Origin of the sequence: Stenotrophomonas lactitubi (genome assembly GCF_002803515.1) — a bacterium.
GTDB classification, from domain to species: Bacteria; Pseudomonadota; Gammaproteobacteria; order Xanthomonadales; family Xanthomonadaceae; genus Stenotrophomonas; species Stenotrophomonas lactitubi.
Map to the genome: position 1 here is coordinate 276676 of NZ_PHQX01000001.1, position 22837 is coordinate 299512.

Sequence of the window (22837 nt, forward strand, 5' to 3'; positions counted from 1 at the left end):
CGACCATGGCACGTTCACTCAAGAAGGGCCCGTTTGTCGATCACCACCTGGTTGCTAAGGTGGCTGCCGCTGCGGGTAGCAAGCGTCCGATCAAGACCTGGTCGCGTCGTTCGATGATCCTGCCTGACATGGTAGGCGTCACCATTGCCGTGCATAACGGCAAGAACCACATCCCGGTTCTCGTCAACGAGAACATGGTCGGCCACAAGCTCGGCGAATTTGCCATCACCCGGACCTTCAAGGGTCACGGTGGTGACAAGAAGTCGGGCAAGTAAGGAGAGATGACAATGGAAGCGAAAGCCATCCTGCGCACCGCGCGCATCTCCCCGCAGAAGGCACGTCTGGTCGCTGACCAGGTGCGCGGTCTGCCGGCCGAGCGTGCCGTCAACCTGCTGAAGTTCTCGGACAAGAAGGCTGCCCACCTGATCAAGAAGGTGGTGGAGTCGGCTATTGCAAATGCCGAGAACAACCAGGGCGCCGACGTCGACGAGCTGAAGGTTCAGACCATCATGGTAGATGAAGGTCCGACCCTGAAGCGTTTCATGGCGCGGGCGAAAGGCCGCGGTACCCGCATCCTCAAGCGCACCAGCCACATCACTGTGGTTGTTGGCGCCGCCAAGTAAGCGGATAAGGAAAAGACCATGGGTCATAAAGTTCATCCGATTGGTATCCGCCTCGGCATTTCCAAGGACTGGAACTCCAAGTGGTACGCCAACAAGGCCGAGTTCGCTGGTTACCTGGCAGCCGACCTGAAAGTGCGCGAAATGCTGCGCAAGAAGCTGGCTCAGGCCGGCATCAGCAAGATCCTGATCGAGCGTCCGGCAAAGACCGCTCGCGTGACGATCCACACCGCCCGTCCGGGCGTGGTGATCGGCAAGCGCGGTGAGGACATCGAGAAGCTGCGCAAGGAAGTGAGCGAGATGATGGGCGTCCCGGCGCACATCAACGTCACCGAAGTGCGCAAGCCCGAGCTGGACGCACAGCTGGTTGCCGAATCGATCGCGCAGCAGCTGGAGCGTCGCATCATGTTCCGCCGTGCAATGAAGCGCTCGGTCGGCAACGCGATGCGCCTGGGTGCCCTGGGCATCAAGGTCAACGTCGGTGGCCGCCTCAACGGTGCAGAAATCGCCCGTTCGGAGTGGTACCGCGAAGGCCGCGTGCCGCTGCACACGCTGCGTGCCGACATCGACTATGGCTTCGCTGAAGCCAAGACGACCTACGGCATCATCGGCATCAAGGTCTGGATCTACAAGGGCGAGGTCTTCGATTTCTCCCAGGTTGGCCAGGAAAAGCAGGACGACACCCCGTCGCGCAACGATCGTCATGATCGCGGCGACCGCGGTGACCGTCAGCGCCCGGCTCGTGAAGCGAGGTAACGACAATGTTGCAACCCAAGCGAACCAAGTACCGCAAGGTGCACAAGGGCCGTAACGAAGGCCTCAGCTGGAGCGCAAACGCTGTCAGCTTTGGCGAGTACGGCCTGAAGGCAACCGCCCACGGTCAGCTGACCGCGCGTCAGATCGAAGCGGCTCGCCGCTCGATCAGCCGCTACGTGAAGCGCGGCGGCAAGATGTGGATCCGAGTGTTCCCCGACAAGCCCATCACCAAGAAGCCCATCGAAGTTCGAATGGGTTCGGGTAAGGGCAACGTGGAATACTGGGTGGCCCAGATCCAGCCCGGCCGCATGATCTATGAAATCGAGGGTGTTACCGAGGAAGTGGCACGCGAGGCGTTCCGCCTGGCCGCTGCCAAGCTCTCGGTCACCACCACTTTCGTGACCCGGACGGTGCGCTGATGGATATCAAAACTCTCCGTGAAAAGTCGGCTGACGACCTCAAGGCCCACCTGATCGACCTGCGTAAGGAACAGTTCTCTGTCCGTATGCAGCAGGTCACCGGCCAGCTGCCGAAGACACACGACATCCGCCGGGTGCGTCGCGAAATTGCTCGCGTCAAGACCCTGCTCGGCAGCACGAAGTAAGGATGGCCGCTATGAGCGACAATACTGAAAACAAAGCGCTGCGCACGGTCGAAGGCCGTGTCGTCAGCAACAAGATGGACAAGACGGTTACCGTCCTGGTCGAGCGTCAGGTCAAGCACGCACTGTACGGCAAGTACATCAAGCGCTCGACGAAACTGCACGCCCACGATGCCGACAACGCCTGCAAGGAAGGCGATGTCGTCCGCGTGACCGAGATTGCTCCGATGTCCAAGACCAAGAACTGGCGCGTGGTGGAAGTCATCACGCGTGCGGCTGAATAAGGAGTCTGAATCATGATCCAGATGCAGAGCTACCTTGACGTCGCCGACAATTCTGGTGCCAAGCGAGTGATGTGCTTCAAGGTGCTGGGTGGTTCCAAGCGCCGTTACGCCGGCATCGGCGACATCATCAAGGTCACCGTGAAGGATGCGATTCCGCGCGGCAAGGTCAAGAAGGGTGAAGTGTATGACGCTGTCGTGGTGCGTACCCGCAAGGGTGTGCGTCGCGCCGACGGCTCGCTGATCCGCTTCGACGGCAACGCTGCCGTTCTGCTTAACAACAAGCAGGAGCCGATCGGGACCCGTATCTTCGGGCCGGTGACTCGTGAACTTCGTTCGGAGAAGTTCATGAAGATCGTCTCGCTCGCTCCCGAAGTGCTGTGAGCGACAGGAGATAATCATGGCTAACCGTATCAAGAAGGGCGACCAGGTTGTCGTCAACGCTGGCAAGGACAAGGGTAAGCAGGGCGAAGTCGTCCGCGTCGATGGCGACCGTCTGGTCGTTGCCAACGTGAACATCGTCAAGCGCCACACCAAGCCGAACCCGCAGGCAGGTGTTGCCGGCGGCGTGGTCGAGCGTGAAGCGTCGATCCATATCTCCAACGTGAATGTGCTGAACCCGGCTTCGGGCAAGGGCGAGCGCGTTGGCTTCAAGGTGCTGGAGGATGGACGCAAACTGCGTGTGTTCCGCTCCAGCGGTGAGGCGCTCGACGCCTGAGGAATGAGAAGATGACTTCCCGTCTCGAAAAGTTTTACAAGGAAGAAGTGGTTCCGGCGCTGATGAAGCAGTTCGGTTACACCAATTCCATGCAGGTGCCGAAGCTGGTCAAAGTCACCCTGAACATGGGTGTCGGCGAAGCGGCCACCAACAAGAAGATCCTGGAAAACGCCGTTGGCGACATGACCAAGATCTCGGGCCAGAAGCCGATCGTCACCAAGTCGCGTATCTCGGTGGCATCGTTCAAGATCCGTGATGGTTGGCCGATCGGCTGCAAGACCACGCTGCGTCGCCACAAGATGTACGAGTTCCTGGACCGCCTGATCAACATCTCGCTGCCGCGCGTGCGCGACTTCCGTGGTGTTTCCGGTCGTTCCTTCGACGGTCGCGGCAACTTCAACATGGGTGTGAAGGAACAGATCATCTTCCCGGAAATCGACTTCGACGCTGTCGACGCGATCCGCGGTATGGATATCGCCATCACCACCACTGCGAAGACCGACGCGGAAGCGAAGGCGCTGCTGGCAGCGTTCAAGTTCCCGTTCCGTAACTGATTCGTCGAGGAAACCGAAATGGCAAAGACCTCCATGGTCAACCGCGACATCAAGCGGAAGAAGCTGGCTGAAAAGTTCGCTGTCAAGCGTGCTGCTCTGAAGAAGATCGTGTCCTCCCCGGACGCGAGCTACGAAGAGAAGATCGAGGCCTCCACCAAGTTGTCGAAGCTGCCGCGCGATTCGTCGCCGAGCCGCCACCGCAACCGTTGCGAACTGTCTGGCCGCCCGCGTGGCGTGTACAGCAAGTTCGGCCTGGGTCGCAACAAGCTGCGCGAAGCCACCATGCGTGGCGACGTTCCGGGCCTGCGCAAGGCCAGCTGGTAATTCCAGCCGGTCCTGCCAGCGAGGGCGCCTTCGGGAGCCCTCGCAGCCGGGGAGGGGGAGTGTTCAGCTTTCCCTCTGCAAAAAACCGAAGAGCCCGACGCAAGTCGGGCTCTTTTGGCGTATACTCCCGCGTCTTGCTCTGCGCAACGCGTAGGGGGAGGGGGCCTGGCCCGTTTCCAGGAGACAACAGATTTTCGCGAAAGCGGATATCGGTGCACTCAAAGGTACTCATATGAGCATGACTGATCCCATCGCCGACCTGCTGGTCCGCATCAAGAATGCGGCAGCGGTTGGCAAGCAGACGGTGAAAGCCCCGTCGTCCAAGATCAAGGTTGCGATCGCCCAGGTCCTGAAGGACGAGGGTTACATCGCCGACCTGCGCGTGACCGCGCTCGAGAACAACAAGTCCGAGCTGGAAATCGTGCTGAAGTATTTCGAAGGCAAGCCGGTCATCGCGACCCTGAAGCGCTTCTCGCGTTCGGGCCTGCGCCAGTACCGCGGCAAGAGCGAACTGCCGAAGGTCATGAACGGCCTGGGCATTTCCATCATTTCCACTTCCAAGGGCATCATGACTGATGCGCAGGCGCGCCAGTTGGGCGTCGGCGGCGAAGTCCTGTGCTTCGTGGCCTAAGGCGAAAGGAGTAGACCATGTCCCGTGTAGCCAAGAAGCCGATCGACCTGGGTAAGGTTGAACTGAACGTCCAGAACGACAACGTCATCGCCAAGGGCCCGAAGGGCACCCTGTCGCTGGCCAAGCCGGCTGGTATCAACATCAATGTCGAAAACGGCGTTGCCACCCTGAGCACCGACAACGTGGACCTGATCCCGCTGACCGGTACCGTCCGCGCCATCCTGTCCAACATGGTCAAGGGTGTTTCCGAAGGCTTCGAGCGCAAGCTTGAGCTGGTCGGCGTGGGTTACCGTGCTGCGATGCAGGGCAAGGACCTCAGCCTGTCGCTGGGCTACTCGCACCCGATCGTGTTCGTGGCGCCGGAAGGCATCACCATCACCACCCCGACCCAGACTGAAATCCTGGTGCAGGGCGCTGACAAGCAGGCCGTCGGTGAAGCTGCCGCCAAGATCCGTGCGTTCCGCAAGCCGGAACCGTACAAGGGCAAGGGCGTGAAGTACTCCGACGAAGTCATCATCCGTAAGGAAGCCAAGAAGGCGTAAGCGCGAGTCCCTCGCAAGAGCCCGCACATCCATGTGCGGACTTTCCAGGGAAAAGCCCAACCTTCAGCTTTCAAGGAAAAAACATCATGAACAAGAACATCGCCCGCCTGCGTCGCGCCAAGTCGACCCGTGCCCACATCCGTGTGCTCGGTGTTGCCCGCCTGTCGGTGCTGCGCACCGGCCAGCACCTGTACGCACAGGTCTTCACCGCTGACGGCTCGAAGGTGCTGGCTGCTGCCAACACCACCCAGGCCGACATCAAGGAAGGCCTGAAGAACGGCAAGAACGCCGATGCCGCCGCCAAGGTTGGCCGCATCGTCGCTGAGCGCGCCAAGGCCGCCGGCGTCGAGAAGGTTGCCTTCGATCGTTCGGGTTACCGTTACCACGGCCGCATCAAGGCCCTGGCTGACGCTGCCCGCGAAGCCGGCCTGCAGTTCTAAGGGATCAGGGCAGGGGACTTCGGTCCCCATGCCCGCCTGCTCGCCAGCCTGAGTGAGGCTGGGCGGCGCCGCTCTTCTGCAGCGGCCCACCGCAACAACGCACCACTCCACAACCATAAGCGGCCTCGAGCCGTACATAACCCAACAACCAAGGAATAAACATGGCAGAAGAACGTCAGCAGCGGGGTCGCGATCGCGACCGTAACCGCGAAGAGAAAGTCGACGACGGCATGATCGAAAAGCTGGTCGCGGTCAACCGCGTCAGCAAGACCGTCAAGGGTGGCCGTCAGTTCACCTTCACCGCCCTGACTGTTGTCGGCGACGGCGAAGGCAAGGTCGGTTTCGGTTATGGCAAGGCCCGCGAAGTGCCGGTCGCCATCCAGAAGTCGATGGAGCAGGCTCGCAAGAACCAGGTCACCGTCGATCTGAACAACGGCACCCTGTGGCACACCATCAAGGATGGTCACGGCGCAGCGCGCGTGTTCATGCAGCCGGCTTCCGAAGGTACCGGCGTCATTGCCGGTGGTGCCATGCGCGCCGTGCTGGAAGCAGTGGGCGTGAAGAACGTGCTGGCCAAGGCCACCGGTTCGCGCAACCCGATCAACCTGGTGCGTGCCACCGTGAAGGGCCTGACTGCAGCGCAGTCGCCGGCTCGTATCGCGGCCAAGCGCGGCAAGAAGGTGGAGGATCTCAACCATGGCTAATGAAACCACCAAGACCGTCAAGGTCCGTCTGGTTCGCGGCCTGCGTGGTGCCCAGGCGCGTCATCGCCTGTCGGTGCGTGCGCTGGGTCTGGGCAAGCTGAACGATGTGCGTGAACTGAAGGACAGCCCGCAGGTTCGCGGCCTGATCAACAAGGTCCACTACCTCGTCAAGGTTGAGGAATAATCCAATGACCATGCATCTGAATGAATTGAGCCCGGCACCGGGCGCCCGCAAGGAACGTACCCGCGTCGGTCGCGGTATCGGTTCCGGCCTGGGCAAGACCTGCGGCCGCGGCCACAAGGGTTCGTTCGCCCGTAAGGGTGGCGGCAAGATCAAGGCTGGCTTCGAAGGCGGCCAGACCCCCATGCAGCGTCGTCTGCCGAAGATCGGCTTCCGTTCGCCGATCGCCAAGGACACCGCTGAAGTGCTGCTGTACCAGCTGGACAAGCTGCCGGCCGGCGAGATCGACTTCGCTGTCCTGCGTGCTGCCAAGCTGGTTCCGAGCACTGCCAAGAAGGCCAAGGTCGTCGTCAAGGGCGAAGTGACCAAGGCGTTCACCCTGAAGGGTGTTGCTGCCACGGCTGGTGCCAAGGCTGCGATCGAAGCTGCCGGCGGCAGCGTAACGGAGTAAGAGAATCATGGCGCAAGCTGGCATCGGTAACCTCGCGGGCGGAATGGGCAAGTTCACTGAACTTCGCCAACGTTTGCTGTTCGTCGTCGGGGCTTTGATCGTCTATCGCATCGGCTGCTACGTGCCGGTGCCGGGCGTCAATCCCGATGCCATGCTTGCCATGATGCAACAGCAGGGCGGCGGCATCGTGGACATGTTCAACATGTTCTCGGGCGGCGCCCTGCACCGTTTCAGCATTTTCGCGCTGAACGTGATGCCGTACATCTCGGCATCGATCGTGATGCAGCTGGCTGTGCACATCTTCCCCGCCTTGAAGGCGATGCAGAAGGAAGGTGAGTCCGGCCGCCGCAAGATCACCCAGTATTCGCGTATCGGCGCCGTGCTGCTCGCAGTGGTGCAGGGCGGTTCGATCGCGCTGGCGCTGCAGGGCCAGGTGTCGCCGACCGGCGCACCGGTCGTGTACATGCCGGGCATGGGCTTCGTGCTCACTGCCGTGGTCGCACTGACCGCCGGCACCATGTTCCTGATGTGGGTTGGTGAGCAGGTGACCGAGCGCGGCATCGGCAACGGCGTCTCGCTGATCATCTTCGCCGGTATCGTGGCGGGCCTGCCGGGTGCGGTCATCCACACCTTCGACGCCTACCGCGACGGCAACATCCAGTTCATCCAGCTGCTGCTGATCGCCATCGTCGTGCTCGCCTTCACCTTCTTCGTGGTGTTCGTCGAACGCGGCCAGCGCCGGATCACGGTGAACTACGCGCGCCGCCAGGGCGGTCGCAACGCGTACATGAACCAGACCTCGTTCCTGCCGCTGAAGCTGAACATGGCTGGCGTCATCCCGGCGATCTTCGCTTCGAGCCTGCTGGCCTTCCCGGCGACCCTCGCCATGTGGTCCGGCCAGGCTGCCAACCAGAGCACCTTTGGCCAGACCCTGCAGAAGGTCGCCAATGCCCTGGGTCCGGGCGAGCCGCTGCACATGATCGTGTTCGCTGCGCTGATCACCGGTTTCGCGTTCTTCTATACCGCGCTGGTGTTCAACTCGCAGGAAACCGCCGACAACCTGAAGAAGTCGGGCGCGCTGATTCCGGGCATCCGTCCGGGCAAGGCCACCGCCGACTACATCGATGGCGTGCTGACCCGACTGACTGCTGCCGGTTCGGCCTACCTGGTGATCGTCTGCCTGCTGCCGGAACTGATGCGCACGCAGTTGAATGCCTCGTTCTACTTCGGCGGTACTTCGCTGCTGATCGTGGTGGTGGTGGTGATGGACTTCATCGCCCAGGTGCAGGCGCACCTGATGTCCCATCAGTACGAGAGCCTGCTGAAAAAGGCCAACCTGAAGGGCGGCAACCGCGGTGGTTTTGCTCGCGGCTGATTAGCCTGTTATACTTTCGTCTTCCTGACGTGATGGTCCTCCGCTTCGCGGACTCTGGCCACACAAACGAAGGGCGGCCCCCGCAGCGGTTCCGGGTGGGGGTGTGATGAGGTGGTCCCGCGCTGGAGTAGCGCGGGCGGCCCGGGAGGCAACTCCAGGTCCAACCCCATCCGGCGCCGGAGCCTGGGCACACTCCCCGGGCCGGGTTCATGAAACCTCTGGTTTCACGGGCTTCCAAGTAAACCGGAACCTTGTTAGTATCACTGGTTCACTTTTTTGATCCATCCTGCCGGATCGGCGTGCCTTGAGCGCGCTGTCGGCCATCACTCAGCTGGAGAACCGCGTCATGGCGCGTATTGCAGGCGTCAACCTGCCAGCCCAGAAGCATGTCTGGGTCGGGTTGCAAAGCATTTACGGCATCGGCCGTACCCGTTCGAAGAAGGTCTGCGAAGTCGCAGGCGTCACTTCGACCACCAAGATCCGCGATCTGTCGGAGCCGGAAATCGAGCGCCTGCGCGCCGAAGTCGGCAAGTACATCGTGGAAGGCGATCTGCGCCGTGAAATCGGTATCGCGATCAAGCGCCTGATGGACCTGGGCTGCTACCGCGGCCTGCGTCACCGTCGCGGTCTGCCGCTGCGTGGCCAGCGCACCCGTACCAACGCCCGCACCCGCAAGGGCCCGCGCAAGGCGATCAGGAAGTAAGGGACATATAAATGGCTAAGCCTGCTGCTAAGACCAAGAAGAAGATCAAGCGCGTCGTCACCGACGGCGTTGCCCACGTCCACGCTTCGTTCAACAACACCATCGTGACCATCACCGACCGTCAGGGCAACGCTCTGTCGTGGGCGACCTCCGGTGGCGCTGGCTTCCGCGGTTCGCGCAAGTCGACCCCGTTCGCAGCCCAGGTGGCTGCCGAAAAGGCCGGTCGTGCTGCGCTGGACTACGGCGTGAAGTCGCTGGAAGTCCGCATCAAGGGTCCGGGTCCGGGCCGTGAGTCGGCCGTGCGTTCGTTGAACAACGTCGGCTACAAGATCACCAACATCATCGACGTGACGCCTATCCCGCACAACGGGTGCCGTCCGCCGAAGAAGCGTCGCGTCTAAAGGGAGCGATAAGAAATGGCTCGTTATATCGGTCCTACCTGTAAGCTCGCCCGTCGCGAAGGCGCCGACCTGTCCCTGAAGAGCCCGGCGCGTGCGCTGGACTCCAAGTGCAAGTTGGAGCAGAAGCCCGGCCAGCATGGCGCCACTGCCCGTAAGGGCAAGCTGTCCGACTACGCTACCCAGCTGCGTGAAAAGCAGAAGGTCAAGCGTATCTACGGTCTGCTGGAGCGTCAGTTCCGCAACTACTACAAGAAGGCCTCGACCAAGAAGGGCAACACCGGCGAGAACCTCCTGCAGCTGCTGGAAACCCGCCTGGACAACGTTGTCTACCGCATGGGCTTCGCCGTGACCCGTCCGGCTGCCCGTCAGCTGGTGTCGCACCGCGGCGTCACCGTGAATGGCAAGTCGGTCAACCTGGCCTCGTACCAGGTCAAGGCTGGCGACGCCATCGCCCTGTCTGAGAAGGCTGCCAAGCAGCTGCGCGTCCAGGAAGCCCTGACCGTCGCCGCCCAGCATGACCTGAGCCCGTCGTGGGTTGAAGTGGATTCCGGCAAGTTCTCCGGCATCTTCAAGGCTGTTCCGGATCGTTCGGATCTGCCTGCAGACATCAACGAAGCGCTGATCGTCGAGCTGTATTCGAAGTAATTCACATTGGAGAGCCCCCGGCGACGGCCGGGGGTTCACTAGGAGAACCCGCAACATGACGGTTACCGCCAACCAGGTTCTGCGTCCTCGCGGTCCGCAGATCGAACGCATTACCGACACCCGTGCAAAGGTCGTTATCGAACCTTTGGAGCGGGGTTACGGGCATACGCTGGGTAATGCCCTGCGTCGCGTGCTGCTGTCGTCCATCCCGGGCTTCGCCATCACGGAAGTCGAAATCGACGGCGTGTTGCACGAGTACACCACGGTCGAAGGTCTGCAGGAGGACGTGCTGGAAGTCCTGCTGAACCTGAAGGACGTGGCCATCCGTATGCACTCTGGCGACAACGCGACTCTGTCCCTGTCCAAGCAGGGTCCGGGCGTTGTCACCGCTGCCGACATCAAGGTCGACCACAATGTGGAGATCTTGAACGGCGACCACGTGATCTGCCACCTGACCAAGGACACGGCAGTGAACATGCGTCTGAAGATCGAGCGTGGTTTCGGCTATCAGCCGGCTGCTGCGCGTCGTCGTCCGGACGAAGAAACCCGTGCCATCGGCCGTCTGGTCCTGGATGCCTCGTTCTCGCCGGTCCGCCGTGTCGCCTATGCCGTGGAAGCGGCTCGTGTCGAACAGCGCACCGACCTGGACAAGCTGGTCATCGATATCGAGACCAACGGCACCATCGACGCCGAAGAAGCAGTGCGTACCGCTGCCGACATCCTCAGCGATCAGCTGTCGGTGTTCGGTGACTTCACCCACCGCGACCGCGGTGCAGCGAAGCCGGCCAACAACGGCGTGGATCCGGTGCTGCTGCGCCCGATCGACGATCTGGAGCTGACCGTGCGTTCGGCCAACTGCCTGAAGGCCGAGAGCATCTACTACATCGGCGATCTGATCCAGAAGACCGAAGTCGAGCTGCTGAAGACCCCGAACCTGGGTAAGAAGTCGCTCACCGAGATCAAGGAAGTGCTGGCCCAGCGTGGCCTGTCGCTCGGCATGAAGCTGGAGAACTGGCCGCCGGCCGGCGTCGCCAGCCACGGCATGCTGGGCTGATACAGCCTTTCTGCAAGACTGCATGGCCCCGTCGGCAACGACGGGGCCATTGCACCAAGGCAATACCGCCACGACGAACGAAGGTTCGCGGGCAGGTCGTCCAGGACGGATGGCCAGGACCAACCGCAGTCCGAGCAGCAGCGCCAGGAAGGCGACAACGATCCGCAAAGCCACATCATTAACCAAGGAATATCATCATGCGTCATCAGAAATCCGGCCGTAAGTTCAGCCGTACCAGCGCCCACCGCGAAGCGATGTTCAAGAACATGGCCGCCTCGCTGTTCAAGCACGAGCTGATCAAGACCACCCTGCCGAAGGCCAAGGAACTGCGCCGCGTCGCCGAGCCGCTGATCACCCTGGCCAAGGTCGACTCCGTCGCCAACCGTCGTCTGGCCTTCGCCCGCCTGCGCGACAACGAAGCCGTCGGCAACCTGTTCACCATCCTGGGCCCGCGCTACGCGACCCGTCCGGGCGGCTACCTGCGCCTGCTGAAGTGCGGCTTCCGCGCTGGCGACAACGCGCCGATGGCCTACGTCGAACTGGTTGACCGTCCGGTCGTGGCTGAAGCCGTCGAAGAATAATCGACGCGCGACACCCGTCATTCGGTGAAGAACCCGGCCTCGTGCCGGGTTTTTCCGTTTCTGCGGGGTCAGAGCCCTTTGCATCCGCAAAGGGATCCGACCCCGCACCGTTCCGACGGGCGCGACGTTGTGGCGGTTCGAACGGCGCGCAGTCTCGGTTACGCTTGCGGTCCGTACTACACGAGCGTTGCCGATGAATCCTCTGCGCTGGCCTTTCCGCGCCCAGTTCCTGCTGGGCTTCCTGATCTGCGCGGGCCTGCTGGGCTACGCCATCTTCCTGCAGTTGAAGATGGGCCTGGAGCCGTGTCCGCTGTGCATCTTCCAGCGCCTGGCGTTCGTCGCCTTGGGCCTGCTGTTCCTGATCGGCGCCCTGCATGGTCCGTCCAACCGTCCGGGGCGGGCGACCTACGGCATCCTCGCGTTCATCGCTGCTGCCGTGGGCGTGGGCATCGCCGCACGCCACGTCTACGTGCAGATGCTGCCGCCGGAGATGGGTGCAACCTGTGGCCCGCCGCTGGCCTTCCTGCGCGAAACCATGGGGCCGCTGGAAGTGTTCCGTACCGTGCTGACCGGCACCGGCAACTGCGGCAACATCGACTGGACCTTCCTCGGTCTGACCATGCCGATGTGGTCGGGCGTGTGGTTCGTGCTGCTGGCGCTGTGGGCGCTGGTTGTGTCGCTGCGCAAGGTCAAGCGCTGATCCAGCCTGGAGCCACGCATGGCGTGGCTCTACTGCATATCGGCAGCCACGCATGGCGTGGCTCTACTGCATATCGGCAGCCACGCATGGCGTGGCTCTACTGCATATCGGCAGCCACGCATGGCGTGGCTCTACTGGGTTCCGGTAGCAACCCTGAGGGCGGTGCAGTCCCCTGCAATGCCGGCCAGCGGCCGGCACTACCTCAGAAATCCTGCTGCAGGCTCAGATAGGCGCCGCGACGCGGCCCCCATTGCGGCGCGAACACGCCGATGCCGCCGCCATCGCGCAGCTGGTAGCTGCGGTCCAGCGTGTTGAGCACGGCCAGCTGCACATGCAGCGGATGGCCGCTGTCGGCGTTGAAGTCATGCGCGGCGCTGAGATTGACCTGCAGGTACGACGGCAGCTCGCCGCCATTGGGCACGCCCTCGATGTCCGAACGCAGGCCGCTGCCGTACACGTAGTTCGCGCCCACCCGGTTATGGCCAGCGAACGCGTAGCTGACGCCGCCGGAAGAGGTCAGCTTCTGGTCGTGGTCCAGATGGATCCAGTTCTGCTGCACGTAGGCCAATGCATCCGGATCGAGGTTGTACTGGCTGGTGATGACCTGGGTGCCCATCGCCTTGTTGTAGGCGGCGTTGAAGTACGCACTGATCGGCCCGTTGCTGTAGTCGGCGCTGAACTCCAGGCCGTGGATGTGGCCGCGCCGATAGTTGAAGGTGGAATAGATGTAGGCGGCGCCGAACTGGCCTTCGTCCTGCAGGCGCGAGACGCGGCGGTCGTAGGCATCCAGGCCGAGGGTGAGGTGCTCGCCGACCTGCTGTGACACGCCGATGTCGTAGTAGTCACTGCGCTCGGACAACGGCGTGTTGCTGCCACCGGCGGGTTGCTGGTTGCTGGTGCCGTCGAACAGGGCCAGATCGCTGCCGGCAACCAGTTCGCTGGCGGGCGGGGTGAAGTAGCGCGAGTAGCCGGCATGCACCGTGGTGCTGTCGCTGGCATTCCAGACCACGCCCAGGCGCGGGCTGAGCTGGCCCTCGGTGTGGCCGAACGCCTTGAAGCGGTCGCCGCGCAGGCCGTAGTTGACCGTCCAGTCATCGCCTATCCGCCACTCATCCTGCACGTACAGTGCCGCGGTGCTGGCGTGGAAGGCATTGCGGTCCGGGATCAGCTGCGGCGTGGTGCTTGTCTGCCGGCCATCGGCATCGACCGGGAAGACCCAGCTGCTGTTGTTGGCGGCGGCGTGTTCGTAGTTGCCATACAGGCCATAGCGCAGGGTGTGGTTGTCGCCCAGCGGCGTGGAGAAATCGGCCTGTAGCGTGTCGGCACGGTTGTTGCGCTGGACCTGCGAGGCGACGCCACTGAACACCAGGTCGCCGACGACGTCCGGGTTGAAGGCCACATCGCTGTAGCGCTGGCCGGCCGAGAGCTGGTACGCGGTCTGGCCCAGCGTGCCCTGCAGCACCAGCATGCCGAAGCGGGTGGTTTCGCGCTGGGTTTCGTCCAGCTGGCTGGAATCGAAGGTGGTGGTGTCCAGGTAACCGAACTGCGGGGTCTGCCCCGGGTTGACCGGAATCTGGAAGCGGTTGTTGGCGAAGCCGGCGAACACGCTCAGGCGGGTGTTGTCGTTGACCAGATAGGTCAGGTCGGCAAAGGCCTTCCCTTGGTGGGTATCGTCATGCAGCGGCTTGCGTGAGTTGGTGGGGTTCTCCAGCCCGACTTCGTTCTGATCGTAGTTGCCGGTCAGGAACCAGCTCCAGCGGCCCTGGTTGCCCCACCAGGAGGCATTCGGGTTGACCTTGCCGAACGAGCCGGCGGTGATGCCGGCGCTGCCGCCGTTGCCCAGTTCGGCGCCACTGCGGGTCGTGATATCGACCACCGCGGCGGTGCGTTCACCGAACTGGGCCGGCAGGGCGCCATCCATCAGGCGGATGCTCTTGATGGTGCGGGCATCCAGGGTCTGGCCGAAGCCGGAGATCGATTCGGGCAGAAGTACGCCGTTGATGCGGTACTGCAGGTTGGCGTGGTCGCCGCGCACGTGCACGCCGCCGTAGGAGTCCTGGACCACGCCCGGGGCCTGCAGCAGCACCTGGCTGAGCGGGGCGGAGGCGCCCAGGGGCTGCTTCTGGATGTCCTCGGCGGTGATCTGGTACTGGCTGCTGCCGATGTCCGGGGACAGGGCGTTGCGGGCTTGGTCGAGCTGGGCACTGACGGTGACCACGTCGAGGTTCTTGACCGCGGCCGCGCTGGAATCAGTGTCGGCGGCAAGCACGGGTTGGCTGGCCAGGATCAGGGCGAAGGTGATGGCGGTGGTGAGCAGGGAGGGCTTCATGGGAAATGGGCAGGGAAGGGGGAAGGGGCCGGTCCATGAGGGAGTGTTACTCCGTAACAACTGCGTGCCGATCATGCGCCTGTCCGGCGGTGGCGACCATGCCGTTTCTGGCCGATCACGCGGCCCCTTTCCACGCCGTTCAGGCAGTCGTGGCGGTGCCTGGCCCTTTGCGTCAGCGGCTGGCTCTGCGACCATGACCGCCCCCCACCCCCGGATGTCCGTGATGAGCCTGTCCGCCGTTCCGCCCGTCCCCGATCCTGCCGCCATCGCCGCTGGCGCTGCCTGGTCACCGGAGAGCTGGCGGGGCAAGACCGCGCTGCAGATGCCGACCTATCCCGATCCGGTGGCACTGGATGCCGCCCTGCACGAGTTGAAGCGGCTGCCGCCGCTGGTGACCTCATGGGAGATCCTGGCGCTGAAGCAGCAGCTTGCCGACGCCCAGGAAGGCAAGCGTTTCCTGCTGCAGGGTGGCGACTGCGCGGAGAATTTCAGCGACTGCGAATCGGGCACGATTTCCAACCGGTTGAAGGTGCTGCTGCAGATGAGCCTGGTGCTGGTGCACGGCCTGCGTCAGCCGGTGATCCGCGTCGGCCGTTTTGCCGGGCAGTACGCCAAGCCGCGCTCGGCCGATACCGAGACCCGCGATGGTGTGACCCTGCCCAGCTACCGTGGCGATGTCATCAATGCGCCGGCGTTCACTGAGGCGGCGCGGCTGCCCGATCCGAAGCGGATGCTGCAGGCCCACGCGCATTCGGCAATGACGATGAACTTCGTGCGGGCGCTGATCGATGGCGGCTTTGCCGACCTGCACCATCCCGAATACTGGAACCTGGAATGGGTAAGCCATTCGCCGTTGGCCGCCGACTACCAGAAGATGGTCGCCTCGATTGGCGATGCCGTGCACTTCATGGAGACCCTGGCCGGGGCGCGCGTGCACAACCTCAACCGCATCGATTTCTACACCTCGCATGAAGCGCTGCTGTTGCCCTACGAGCAGGCGCTGACCCGGCAGGTGCCGCGCCAGCAGGGCTGGTTGAACCTGAGCACGCACTATCCGTGGATCGGCATGCGTACCGCCGCGCTGGATGGCGCACACGTGGAGTACCTGCGTGGCGTGCGCAATCCGATCGCGATCAAGGTGGGCCCGTCGGTGACGCCGGACCAGTTGCTGCGCCTGATCGATGTGCTCAATCCGGATGACGAGCCGGGCCGCCTGAGCTTCATCCACCGCATGGGTGCGACGCAGATCGCGCAGAAGCTGCCGCCGTTGCTGGATGCGGTCAAGCGCGATGGTCGTCGCGTGCTGTGGGTGTGCGATGCGATGCACGGCAACACCGAAAGCACCGCCAATGGCTTCAAGACGCGGCGCTTCGACAATGTACGTGGTGAGGTCGAGATGTCGTTCGACCTGCACGCGGCCGCAGGCACCCGCCTGGGGGGCGTGCATCTGGAACTGACCGGTGAGGATGTGACCGAATGCACCGGCGGTGCGCGCGAGTTGACCGAGCGTGACCTGGAGCGTGCGTATCGTTCGACCGTCGATCCGCGATTGAACTACGAGCAGTCGCTGGAGATTGCGATGGCGATCGTGCGCAAGCAGGAGCAGGTGCGGTAAAAGGTGTTTCGGCAGGGCTGCGCCCTGCACCCGCAGAGGCAACGTCAACGTCAAATGCGGGCATTCGGCGTGTTGGCGGGGCGGTGTCGGATTGCGGGGACGCCGCAAGTACGTCCTTGTAGGCTTGGCCGCGGCATCCATGCCGCGGACACCCCGCAATCCGACACCGCCCCACCTTCGACAGATCTCCACGGCTGTTGGTAGGTGTCGACCTTGGTGGACACAAGTAGATCCACGCCATGCGTGGATGACTCCATCGAAATCGAATATTTCGATATCGGAACGAATTGAGCCGAGCATTGCTCGGCTCTACAGAAATGCCGGCAGATCGCGGAAATCTGTCGAAGGCGGGGTGGGTCCGGTTGCGGGAGTGTCCGCGGCATGGATGCCGCGGCCAAGCCCCCAGGGATGGGTTTACGGCGTCTCCCGCAACCGGACCCACCCCGCCATCCCGCAGGAAATCCGCTTCTGCTTCGGCTGTTGTTGCTCCAGCTTGCAGCAGGTGCAGGGCTGCAAGCCCTGCCGACCAACACCCTCCTTACGAACGACTGACGTGACGCTCATGCGCTATGCGCGAGGCTGTCCGCTTGGTGTTCGAGTGGAGGTGGCAACGGTGCACTGGGAAAGCGCACAGGCCTATGCATGGCCGTTGGGATTGGCAGTGTTGGTGGGTGGCATCGGCGCGTGGTTGATCCTGTGGATCTACCATCGGCTGAAAGGACGTGATCGTCGCCGCGCGCGCATCGGTCGTGTGCTCGGGCTGCCGATGGCCACGGCATGGCCGTTGCTGCTGCTGATTCCCGCGTTGCAATCCACACCGCTGCCGGAACACACGCTCGATCAGCTGCTGCGCGTGCTGCACATCGCTCTGACTGCCTGCTTCATCTGGCTGCTGGTGCGCGGCGTTGCTGCGGGTGAGCGGGCGATCCTGCGCAGTCATCCGATTGATGTCTCGGACAACCTCGAAGCGCGCCGCATCCAGACCCAGACGCGGGTGCTCAGCCGCGTGCTGATGGGCGGCATCATCGTGCTCGGTGCTTCGCTGGTGCTGTTGACCTTTCCGATGGTGCAGAAGATCGGCACCGCACTGCTGGCGTCGGCCGGCCTGATCGGCCTGGTGGCGGGTATCGCTGCCAAACCGGTGTTCGGCAATCTGATCGCCGGCCTGCAGATCGCGGTGACACAGCCGATCCGGCTCGACGACGTGGTGATCGTCGAAGGCGAATGGGGGCGCGTCGAGGAAATCGGCAGCAGCTATGTGGTGGTGCGCATCTGGGATGAGCGGCGGATGGTGGTGCCGCTGACATGGTTCATCGAGCATCCGTTCCAGAACTGGACGCGACGCAGTGCCGACCTGCTGGGAACGGCTTTCCTGTGGCTGGACTACCGTGCGCCGATCGCGGCGATACGTGCCGAGCTGGAACGCATCTGCCAGGGCCAGCCGCTGTGGGATGGACGGGTGTGCGTGACCCAGGTGACCGAAACCAGCGAGCGCGCGATCCAGGTACGGCTGCTGGTCAGTGCGCGCAGTTCCGGTGATGCGTTCGACCTGCGCTGCCTGGTGCGCGAGCGCATGCTGGATTTCCTCGCGCGCGAGCATCCGCAATCGCTGCCGCAGGTGCGCGCGCGCCTGCAGCGGGACGATGAGCTGGATATGCCGCGGATGCGGCGTGCAGGCAGCGCGGATGTGCGCTCGCCGGGTGCGGAGGACGGTGAGGCGGCGATCGCGCCGGTGGAGCCGGGCCAGCCTCTGTAGAGCCGAGCCATGCTCGGCTGCTTTCGATTTTCCGGTGAAGCCGAGCGTGGGCTCGGCTCTACAGAAACACGATCAGGGATCGCCGGATTCGATCAATGCATCGGTATCGAAGTGCGGCGGACGCCTGGCGCGCGTGCGCTGCTCATACGCGTAGGCCATCTCGATCAACTTCGGTTCGCTCCACGCCGTGCCCATGAACAACAGCCCCGCGGGCAGGCCATCGATCTGGCCCATCGGCACGCTCAGGCTGGGGTAGCCGGCGACGGCGGCGACACTGTAGCTCTCGCCGGGGAAGTCATCCCCCGTGCTGCGCAGGGGCCAGGCCACGCCGGTTGTCGGTGCGACCAGCGCATCCAGCTTCTGCGATGCCAATACGGCGTCGATGCCTTCCGGGCCCGCCAGTCGCCGCGCATCGCTGCGCGCGCGGATGTACACGGGATCGCCCAGGCCAGGGGTCGCCTCGGCCTCCTGCAGCAGCTCCTGGCCGAACAGGCCCAGTTCCTGGCCCTTGTGTGCCTCGTTGAAGGCGATCAGCCCGGCCAGGCTGCGCAGTGGTGCCTGGTAGGTGTTGAGGTAGCGCCCCAGTCCGGCCTTGAATTCGTACAGCAGGACGATGCGCTCGGCATCGGCCCAGGCGCCCTGGTTGGGCAGTTCCACCGGCACCACCACGGCGCCGGCGCGGCGCAGCTCGGCGACCGCCTGCTCAACCAGCGGCGGCATCCCGCGATACTTCAGCAGTGGTGTCTGCAGCAGGCCGATGCGCTTGCCACGCAGTCCCTGCGGATCCAGTCGTGCGGTGTAGTCGTAGACGGCGCGGCCGGGCATGGTCGCGGTGGCGGGATCGGCATCATCGCGGCCGGCGATGGCGGTCAGCACGGCGGCGGCGTCCGCGACGCTGCGGGTCATCGGGCCCGCAGTGTCCTGGCTGAAGGAGATCGGGATGATGCCTTCGCGGCTGACCAGGCCGACGGTCGGTTTCAGGCCGACCACGCCGTTGACCGCCGCGGGGCAGACGATGCTGCCATCGGTTTCGGTGCCGATGGCCACGCTGGCCAGGTTGGCGGCCACGGCCACCGCGCTGCCGCTGCTGGAGCCACAGGGCGAATGACTGAGGCGGTAGGGATTGCGGGTCTGCCCCCCGCGCGCGCTCCAGCCAGAGATCGAGTCGTTGCCACGGAAGTTGGCCCACTCGCTGAGGTTGGTCTTGCCCAGTACCACCGCGCCCGCTTCGCGCAGGCGTCGCACCAGGTAGGCATCGTCGGGGCGGAAGCTCTGCAGGGCGAGGGAGCCGGCACTGGTGGCCATTGGCGCGGCGTTGATGTTGTCCTTCAGCAGGATCGGGATGCCATGCAGCGGTCCGCGCAGGCGGCCGTTACGGCGCTCGCGATCACGCTCTGCAGCTTCCTTCAGGGCATCCGGATTGAGCTCGATCACCGCGCGCAGGCGCGGGCCGGCGCGGTCCAGTGTGGCGATGCGCTTGAGGTAAGCGTGAGTGAGGGTGGTGCTGTCCAGTTCGCCGGCGACCATGCGTGCCTGCAGGTCGGAGACTTCGGTCTCGGCGTAGGGGAAGGGCACGTTGCTGCTACCCGGTTCGGCAGCGTGGGCGCTGGACGTGGCCGGGCTGCAGCCAGCAGCAAACACCGCAGGCAGTGCGGCGATCAGACAGGAAAGGAGGGGCGGCAAGGACAGGCGCATGGGGCAGCTTCGACGGCTCCGATCCCCAGTGTAGCGGCTGCTCAGCGGCGGCGCTTGCGCAGGTCGCGCGCCAGCACGTAGACGACGATCAGGTTGATCGCCAGCACGGTCCACGAGGCCCAGCCGGGATGGCGGACGATCGCGTAGATATCGAAGGGCAGGTAGATGGAGGCGGTCAGGCAGCCCAGCCAGGAGGCCCATGCCTTGGCTTTCCACAGACCCCAGGCTTCGACCAGGTGCAGCAGGCCGTAGCCGATCATCGCCGCTGCGGCCAGGTGCACCGCGTCGGGACTGATTGCATTCAACAGCGAGGGCAGGGTGCCGTGATCCGGGTCCAGGCTGAAACGCCGGATCAGGGCATTGACGCCGTCGCGAAGCGGCTGCGGACCGAGGATTTCCAGCCCGGTAGCCGCCAACAACGCCAGCATCGCCTTGCTCGCTTCGAGCAAGGCGATGACGTGGAGGCCCGGATGCCGATGCGGATCCGGGTTGTAGCCGTTCTGGCTCACGGTTCGCTGGATCAGCCGCCGCGCGAGTTCTTCTTGCGGTCGCTTTCGGTCAGGAACTTCTTGCGCAGACGGATCTCCTTCGGGGTGATCTCGACCAGCTCGTCGTCTTCGATGAAGTCCAGGGCCTGTTCCAGCGAGTACTTGATCGCCGGGGTCAGCTGGATCGCATCGTCCTTGCCCGAAGCGCGCATGTTGGTCAGCGGCTTGGTCTTGATCGCGTTGACGGTCAGGTCGTTGTCCTTGGAGTGGATGCCGACCAGCTGACCTTCATACACGTTGTCGCCTTCAGCAGCGAACAGCTTGCCGCGTTCCTGCAGCGGGCCGAGCGAGTACGCCGGGGTGGTACCCGGGGCATTGGCGATCATCACACCGTTGATGCGCTTGGCGATGGCGCCCTGTTCCTTCGGGCCGTAATGGTCGAACACGTGGAACAGCAGGCCCGAACCCTGGGTGAGGGTCTTGAACTCGTTCTGGAAGCCGATCAGGCCACGGGCCGGGATCTGGTATTCCAGGCGCACACGGCCCTTGCCGTCCGATTCCATGTTCTTCAGCTGGCCCTTGCGGGTGCCCAGCTTTTCCATCACGCCGCCCTGGTGGACTTCTTCGATATCCACCACCAGCTGCTCGATCGGCTCCATGGCCTGGCCGTCGATCTGCTTGATGATCACTTCCGGGCGCGACACTGCCAGTTCGTAGCCTTCACGACGCATGTTCTCGATCAGCACCGACAGGTGCAGTTCGCCACGGCCGGAGACCAGGAACTTGTCGGCGTCTTCCAGCTGTTCGACCTTCAGGGCCACGTTGTGGACCTGCTCGCGATCCAGACGGTCCTTGATCTGGCGGCTGGTCAGGAACTTGCCACCGGACAGGTCCTTGTTGCCGGCGAACGGCGAGTTGTTGACCTGGAAGGTCATCGAGATGGTCGGCTCGTCGACGGTCAGTGCCGGCAGCGCTTCCGGGGTTTCCGGATGGCACAGCGTGTCGGAGATGGTCAGTTCCGGAATACCGGAGATGGCGACGATGTCGCCGGCTTCGGCGGTGTCCTGCTCGATGCGCTCCAGGCCCAGGAAGCCCAGCACCTGCGCGACCTTGCCGTTGCGCTTCTTGCCTTCACGGTCGATCACCGCGACCTGCATGTTCTTCTTCAGGGTGCCGCGCTGGATGCGGCCGATGCCGATCACGCCCACGAAGTTGTTGTAGTCCAGCTGGCTGATGCGCATCTGGAACGGACCTTCCGGGTCCACTTCCGGCTTCGGTGCGTGCTGCATGATCGCTTCGTACAGCGGGGTCATGTCGCCGTCGCGCACGGTGTCTTCCAGGCCGGCGTAGCCGTTCAGGGCCGAGGCGTAGACGATCGGGAAGTCGAGCTGCTCATTGGTGGCGCCGAGCTTGTCGAACAGGTCGAAGACCTGGTCGATCACCCACTCCGGACGCGAGCCCGGACGGTCGACCTTGTTGACCACGACGATCGGCTTGAAGCCCATCGCGAAGGCCTTCTGGGTGACGAAGCGGGTCTGCGGCATCGGGCCGTCCATCGCGTCGACCAGGATCAGCACGGTGTCGACCATCGACAGCACGCGCTCGACCTCGCCGCCGAAGTCGGCATGTCCGGGGGTGTCGACGATGTTGATCCGGTTCTTGATACCGGTCTTCTTGTCTTCCCAGGTGATGGCGGTGTTCTTGGCCAGGATGGTGATGCCGCGTTCCTTTTCCTGGTCGTTGCTGTCCATCACGCGCTCGGCGAGGACGGTACGCTCGGACAGGGTGCCGGACTGCTTCAGCAGCTGGTCGACCAGGGTGGTCTTGCCATGGTCGACGTGAGCGACGATGGCGATGTTGCGAAGATTTTCGATGGACATACGAAAGGGGGCCAGTCGGCGCCGGATTTGGAAAAAGAAGTCCAACATTATACGTCGAACTTGACGATTGGCGAAAACCTGGATTTCAGACCTGCCGAGGTCCCCATTCAGCCTGGCTCCCGGCGCTGCCCGTCCGCGGGCTGAAGACCCTGCCTGCGCCGATGGTCGAAGCCGCTCATGCCACGGGGGAGGTGTATCCTTATGGGGCTGATTACACACCCCGCATCCAAGGATCTGCATGTCCCTCATCGCCACTTTCGACACCACCCAGGGCCCGATCAAGGTCGAGCTGTTCGCCGACAAGGCGCCGCTGACGGTCGCCAACTTCGTGAACCTGGTCAAGCGCGGCTTCTATGATGGCCTGATCTTCCACCGCGTGATCCCCGATTTCATGATCCAGGGCGGTTGCCCGCAGGGTCGTGGCACCGGCGGCCCGGGCTACAAGTTCGAAGACGAGAAGAATGGTGTGAAGCACCAGATCGGCTCGCTGTCGATGGCCAACGCCGGCCCGAACACCAATGGCAGCCAGTTCTTCATCACCCACATCAAGACCGATTGGCTGGACGGCAAGCACACCGTGTTCGGCCAGGTGCTGGAAGGCCAGGCGATCGTCGATTCGGTCAAGCAGGGCGACGTGATCCATTCGATCACCCTGGAAGGCGACACCGACGCTCTGCTCGCCGCCCAGGCTGAGCGCGTGGGTGAGTGGAACAAGCTCATTCCCGCCTGATCCAATACCCGGACGGCCCCCTGCGAAGGGGGCCGTTTCCATGTTGCGGCCGCCTCGCCAGGCCCATCCCCGCCCGTGCGGC

General features: G+C 63.6%; 30 protein-coding genes. 26 read left to right on the plus strand and 4 right to left on the minus strand.

Translation table 11 applies throughout. The features are described 5' to 3' along the window. Nucleotides 1–5: 5 nt before the first annotated feature. The 23 genes from rpsS to CR156_RS01325 all read left to right on the plus strand — a co-directional run bounded on the left by rpsS (nucleotide 6) and on the right by CR156_RS01325 (nucleotide 12262). Nucleotides 6–275, plus strand: coding sequence for a 30S ribosomal protein S19 (gene rpsS / locus CR156_RS01215; protein ID WP_004145340.1), 270 nt, complete (start codon nucleotides 6–8; stop codon nucleotides 273–275). A gap of 12 nt (nucleotides 276–287) precedes the next feature. Beyond that, on the plus strand, nucleotides 288–623 hold the full coding sequence (rplV, locus tag CR156_RS01220) for a 50S ribosomal protein L22 (RefSeq protein WP_004145348.1): 336 nt from the start codon (nucleotides 288–290) through the stop codon (nucleotides 621–623). Between the two features lie 18 nt (nucleotides 624–641). Then, nucleotides 642–1376: a 30S ribosomal protein S3 gene (gene rpsC / locus CR156_RS01225; protein WP_004145350.1), complete on the plus strand. Its 735-nt coding sequence runs from the start codon at nucleotides 642–644 to the stop codon at nucleotides 1374–1376. A 5-nt stretch (nucleotides 1377–1381) separates the two neighbouring features. After that, a complete protein-coding gene (rplP, locus tag CR156_RS01230) occupies nucleotides 1382–1795 on the plus strand; it encodes a 50S ribosomal protein L16 (RefSeq protein WP_025879305.1) in 414 nt (137 codons plus the stop codon). Next, entirely contained in the window at nucleotides 1795–1980 is a 186-nt protein-coding gene (gene rpmC, locus CR156_RS01235) for a 50S ribosomal protein L29 (protein ID WP_025879306.1), read from the plus strand. Before rplP ends, rpmC begins: the two co-directional genes overlap by 1 nt. A gap of 11 nt (nucleotides 1981–1991) precedes the next feature. Further along, nucleotides 1992–2261, plus strand: coding sequence for a 30S ribosomal protein S17 (rpsQ, locus tag CR156_RS01240; protein WP_004145355.1), 270 nt, complete (start codon nucleotides 1992–1994; stop codon nucleotides 2259–2261). Nucleotides 2262–2273: 12 nt separating this feature from the next. Continuing rightward, a complete protein-coding gene (gene rplN / locus CR156_RS01245) occupies nucleotides 2274–2642 on the plus strand; it encodes a 50S ribosomal protein L14 (RefSeq protein WP_025879307.1) in 369 nt (122 codons plus the stop codon). A gap of 16 nt (nucleotides 2643–2658) precedes the next feature. After that, entirely contained in the window at nucleotides 2659–2976 is a 318-nt protein-coding gene (gene rplX, locus CR156_RS01250) for a 50S ribosomal protein L24 (RefSeq protein WP_025879308.1), read from the plus strand. 11 nt (nucleotides 2977–2987) lie between these two features. After that, complete coding sequence (rplE, locus tag CR156_RS01255) at nucleotides 2988–3530, plus strand: 50S ribosomal protein L5 (RefSeq protein ID WP_025879309.1); 543 nt, start codon at nucleotides 2988–2990, stop codon at nucleotides 3528–3530. An 18-nt stretch (nucleotides 3531–3548) separates the two neighbouring features. Further along, nucleotides 3549–3854, plus strand: coding sequence for a 30S ribosomal protein S14 (rpsN, locus tag CR156_RS01260; protein ID WP_089239001.1), 306 nt, complete (start codon nucleotides 3549–3551; stop codon nucleotides 3852–3854). Between the two features lie 232 nt (nucleotides 3855–4086). After that, the gene (gene rpsH / locus CR156_RS01265; RefSeq protein ID WP_025879311.1) at nucleotides 4087–4485 is read left to right on the plus strand and encodes a 30S ribosomal protein S8; all 399 of its coding nucleotides are present in this window, start codon (nucleotides 4087–4089) and stop codon (nucleotides 4483–4485) included. Between the two features lie 17 nt (nucleotides 4486–4502). Beyond that, nucleotides 4503–5027 carry a 50S ribosomal protein L6 gene (rplF, locus tag CR156_RS01270; protein WP_089239003.1) on the plus strand — a complete coding sequence of 175 codons (525 nt, stop codon included), beginning with the start codon at nucleotides 4503–4505 and terminating at the stop codon, nucleotides 5025–5027. 86 nt (nucleotides 5028–5113) lie between these two features. Next, the gene (gene rplR, locus CR156_RS01275) at nucleotides 5114–5467 is read left to right on the plus strand and encodes a 50S ribosomal protein L18 (protein ID WP_025879313.1); all 354 of its coding nucleotides are present in this window, start codon (nucleotides 5114–5116) and stop codon (nucleotides 5465–5467) included. 161 nt (nucleotides 5468–5628) lie between these two features. Then, the gene (rpsE, locus tag CR156_RS01280; RefSeq protein WP_025879314.1) at nucleotides 5629–6171 is read left to right on the plus strand and encodes a 30S ribosomal protein S5; all 543 of its coding nucleotides are present in this window, start codon (nucleotides 5629–5631) and stop codon (nucleotides 6169–6171) included. After that, nucleotides 6164–6355 carry a 50S ribosomal protein L30 gene (rpmD, locus tag CR156_RS01285; protein ID WP_089239005.1) on the plus strand — a complete coding sequence of 64 codons (192 nt, stop codon included), beginning with the start codon at nucleotides 6164–6166 and terminating at the stop codon, nucleotides 6353–6355. Before rpsE ends, rpmD begins: the two co-directional genes overlap by 8 nt. A 4-nt stretch (nucleotides 6356–6359) precedes the next feature. Then, a complete protein-coding gene (gene rplO, locus CR156_RS01290; protein ID WP_025879316.1) occupies nucleotides 6360–6803 on the plus strand; it encodes a 50S ribosomal protein L15 in 444 nt (147 codons plus the stop codon). Nucleotides 6804–6810: 7 nt separating this feature from the next. Continuing rightward, nucleotides 6811–8178, plus strand: coding sequence for a preprotein translocase subunit SecY (secY, locus tag CR156_RS01295; RefSeq protein WP_025879317.1), 1368 nt, complete (start codon nucleotides 6811–6813; stop codon nucleotides 8176–8178). Nucleotides 8179–8524: 346 nt separating this feature from the next. After that, nucleotides 8525–8881: a 30S ribosomal protein S13 gene (gene rpsM / locus CR156_RS01300; RefSeq protein ID WP_025879318.1), complete on the plus strand. Its 357-nt coding sequence runs from the start codon at nucleotides 8525–8527 to the stop codon at nucleotides 8879–8881. Between the two features lie 11 nt (nucleotides 8882–8892). Further along, nucleotides 8893–9282: a 30S ribosomal protein S11 gene (gene rpsK, locus CR156_RS01305; protein WP_004145443.1), complete on the plus strand. Its 390-nt coding sequence runs from the start codon at nucleotides 8893–8895 to the stop codon at nucleotides 9280–9282. Between the two features lie 15 nt (nucleotides 9283–9297). After that, nucleotides 9298–9927 (plus strand): 30S ribosomal protein S4, encoded by a 630-nt coding sequence (gene rpsD, locus CR156_RS01310; RefSeq protein WP_025879319.1) that lies wholly within the window; start codon nucleotides 9298–9300, stop codon nucleotides 9925–9927. Between the two features lie 55 nt (nucleotides 9928–9982). Further along, nucleotides 9983–10981 carry a DNA-directed RNA polymerase subunit alpha gene (locus CR156_RS01315; RefSeq protein WP_025879320.1) on the plus strand — a complete coding sequence of 333 codons (999 nt, stop codon included), beginning with the start codon at nucleotides 9983–9985 and terminating at the stop codon, nucleotides 10979–10981. Nucleotides 10982–11178: 197 nt separating this feature from the next. After that, complete coding sequence (gene rplQ / locus CR156_RS01320) at nucleotides 11179–11562, plus strand: 50S ribosomal protein L17 (protein ID WP_089239009.1); 384 nt, start codon at nucleotides 11179–11181, stop codon at nucleotides 11560–11562. A 193-nt stretch (nucleotides 11563–11755) separates the two neighbouring features. Beyond that, a complete protein-coding gene (locus CR156_RS01325) occupies nucleotides 11756–12262 on the plus strand; it encodes a disulfide bond formation protein B (protein ID WP_089239011.1) in 507 nt (168 codons plus the stop codon). A 202-nt stretch (nucleotides 12263–12464) separates the two neighbouring features. Here CR156_RS01325 and CR156_RS01330 read toward each other — a convergent pair whose 3' ends face one another. Continuing rightward, a complete protein-coding gene (locus CR156_RS01330) occupies nucleotides 12465–14591 on the minus strand; it encodes a TonB-dependent receptor (RefSeq protein ID WP_100551645.1) in 2127 nt (708 codons plus the stop codon). 223 nt (nucleotides 14592–14814) lie between these two features. Between CR156_RS01330 and CR156_RS01335 the strand changes: the two genes are divergently transcribed. Both CR156_RS01335 and CR156_RS01345 read left to right on the plus strand, forming a co-directional pair. Then, a complete protein-coding gene (locus CR156_RS01335; RefSeq protein WP_100551646.1) occupies nucleotides 14815–16206 on the plus strand; it encodes a class II 3-deoxy-7-phosphoheptulonate synthase in 1392 nt (463 codons plus the stop codon). Nucleotides 16207–16819: 613 nt separating this feature from the next. Beyond that, the gene (locus CR156_RS01345; protein WP_100554052.1) at nucleotides 16820–17962 is read left to right on the plus strand and encodes a mechanosensitive ion channel family protein; all 1143 of its coding nucleotides are present in this window, start codon (nucleotides 16820–16822) and stop codon (nucleotides 17960–17962) included. Nucleotides 17963–18034: 72 nt separating this feature from the next. On the opposite strand, the gene CR156_RS01350 is transcribed toward CR156_RS01345, so the two are convergent. The 3 genes from CR156_RS01350 to typA are packed head-to-tail and all read right to left on the minus strand — an operon-like array spanning nucleotide 18035 to nucleotide 22025. Next, nucleotides 18035–19657 (minus strand): amidase, encoded by a 1623-nt coding sequence (locus CR156_RS01350; protein ID WP_100551647.1) that lies wholly within the window; start codon nucleotides 19655–19657, stop codon nucleotides 18035–18037. A 41-nt stretch (nucleotides 19658–19698) separates the two neighbouring features. Continuing rightward, entirely contained in the window at nucleotides 19699–20166 is a 468-nt protein-coding gene (locus tag CR156_RS01355; protein WP_025879438.1) for a DUF2127 domain-containing protein, read from the minus strand. Nucleotides 20167–20177: 11 nt separating this feature from the next. Then, entirely contained in the window at nucleotides 20178–22025 is a 1848-nt protein-coding gene (gene typA / locus CR156_RS01360) for a translational GTPase TypA (RefSeq protein WP_025879437.1), read from the minus strand. Between the two features lie 238 nt (nucleotides 22026–22263). Between typA and CR156_RS01365 the strand changes: the two genes are divergently transcribed. Then, the gene (locus CR156_RS01365) at nucleotides 22264–22755 is read left to right on the plus strand and encodes a peptidylprolyl isomerase (protein ID WP_089239021.1); all 492 of its coding nucleotides are present in this window, start codon (nucleotides 22264–22266) and stop codon (nucleotides 22753–22755) included. Nucleotides 22756–22837: the final 82 nt, after the last annotated feature.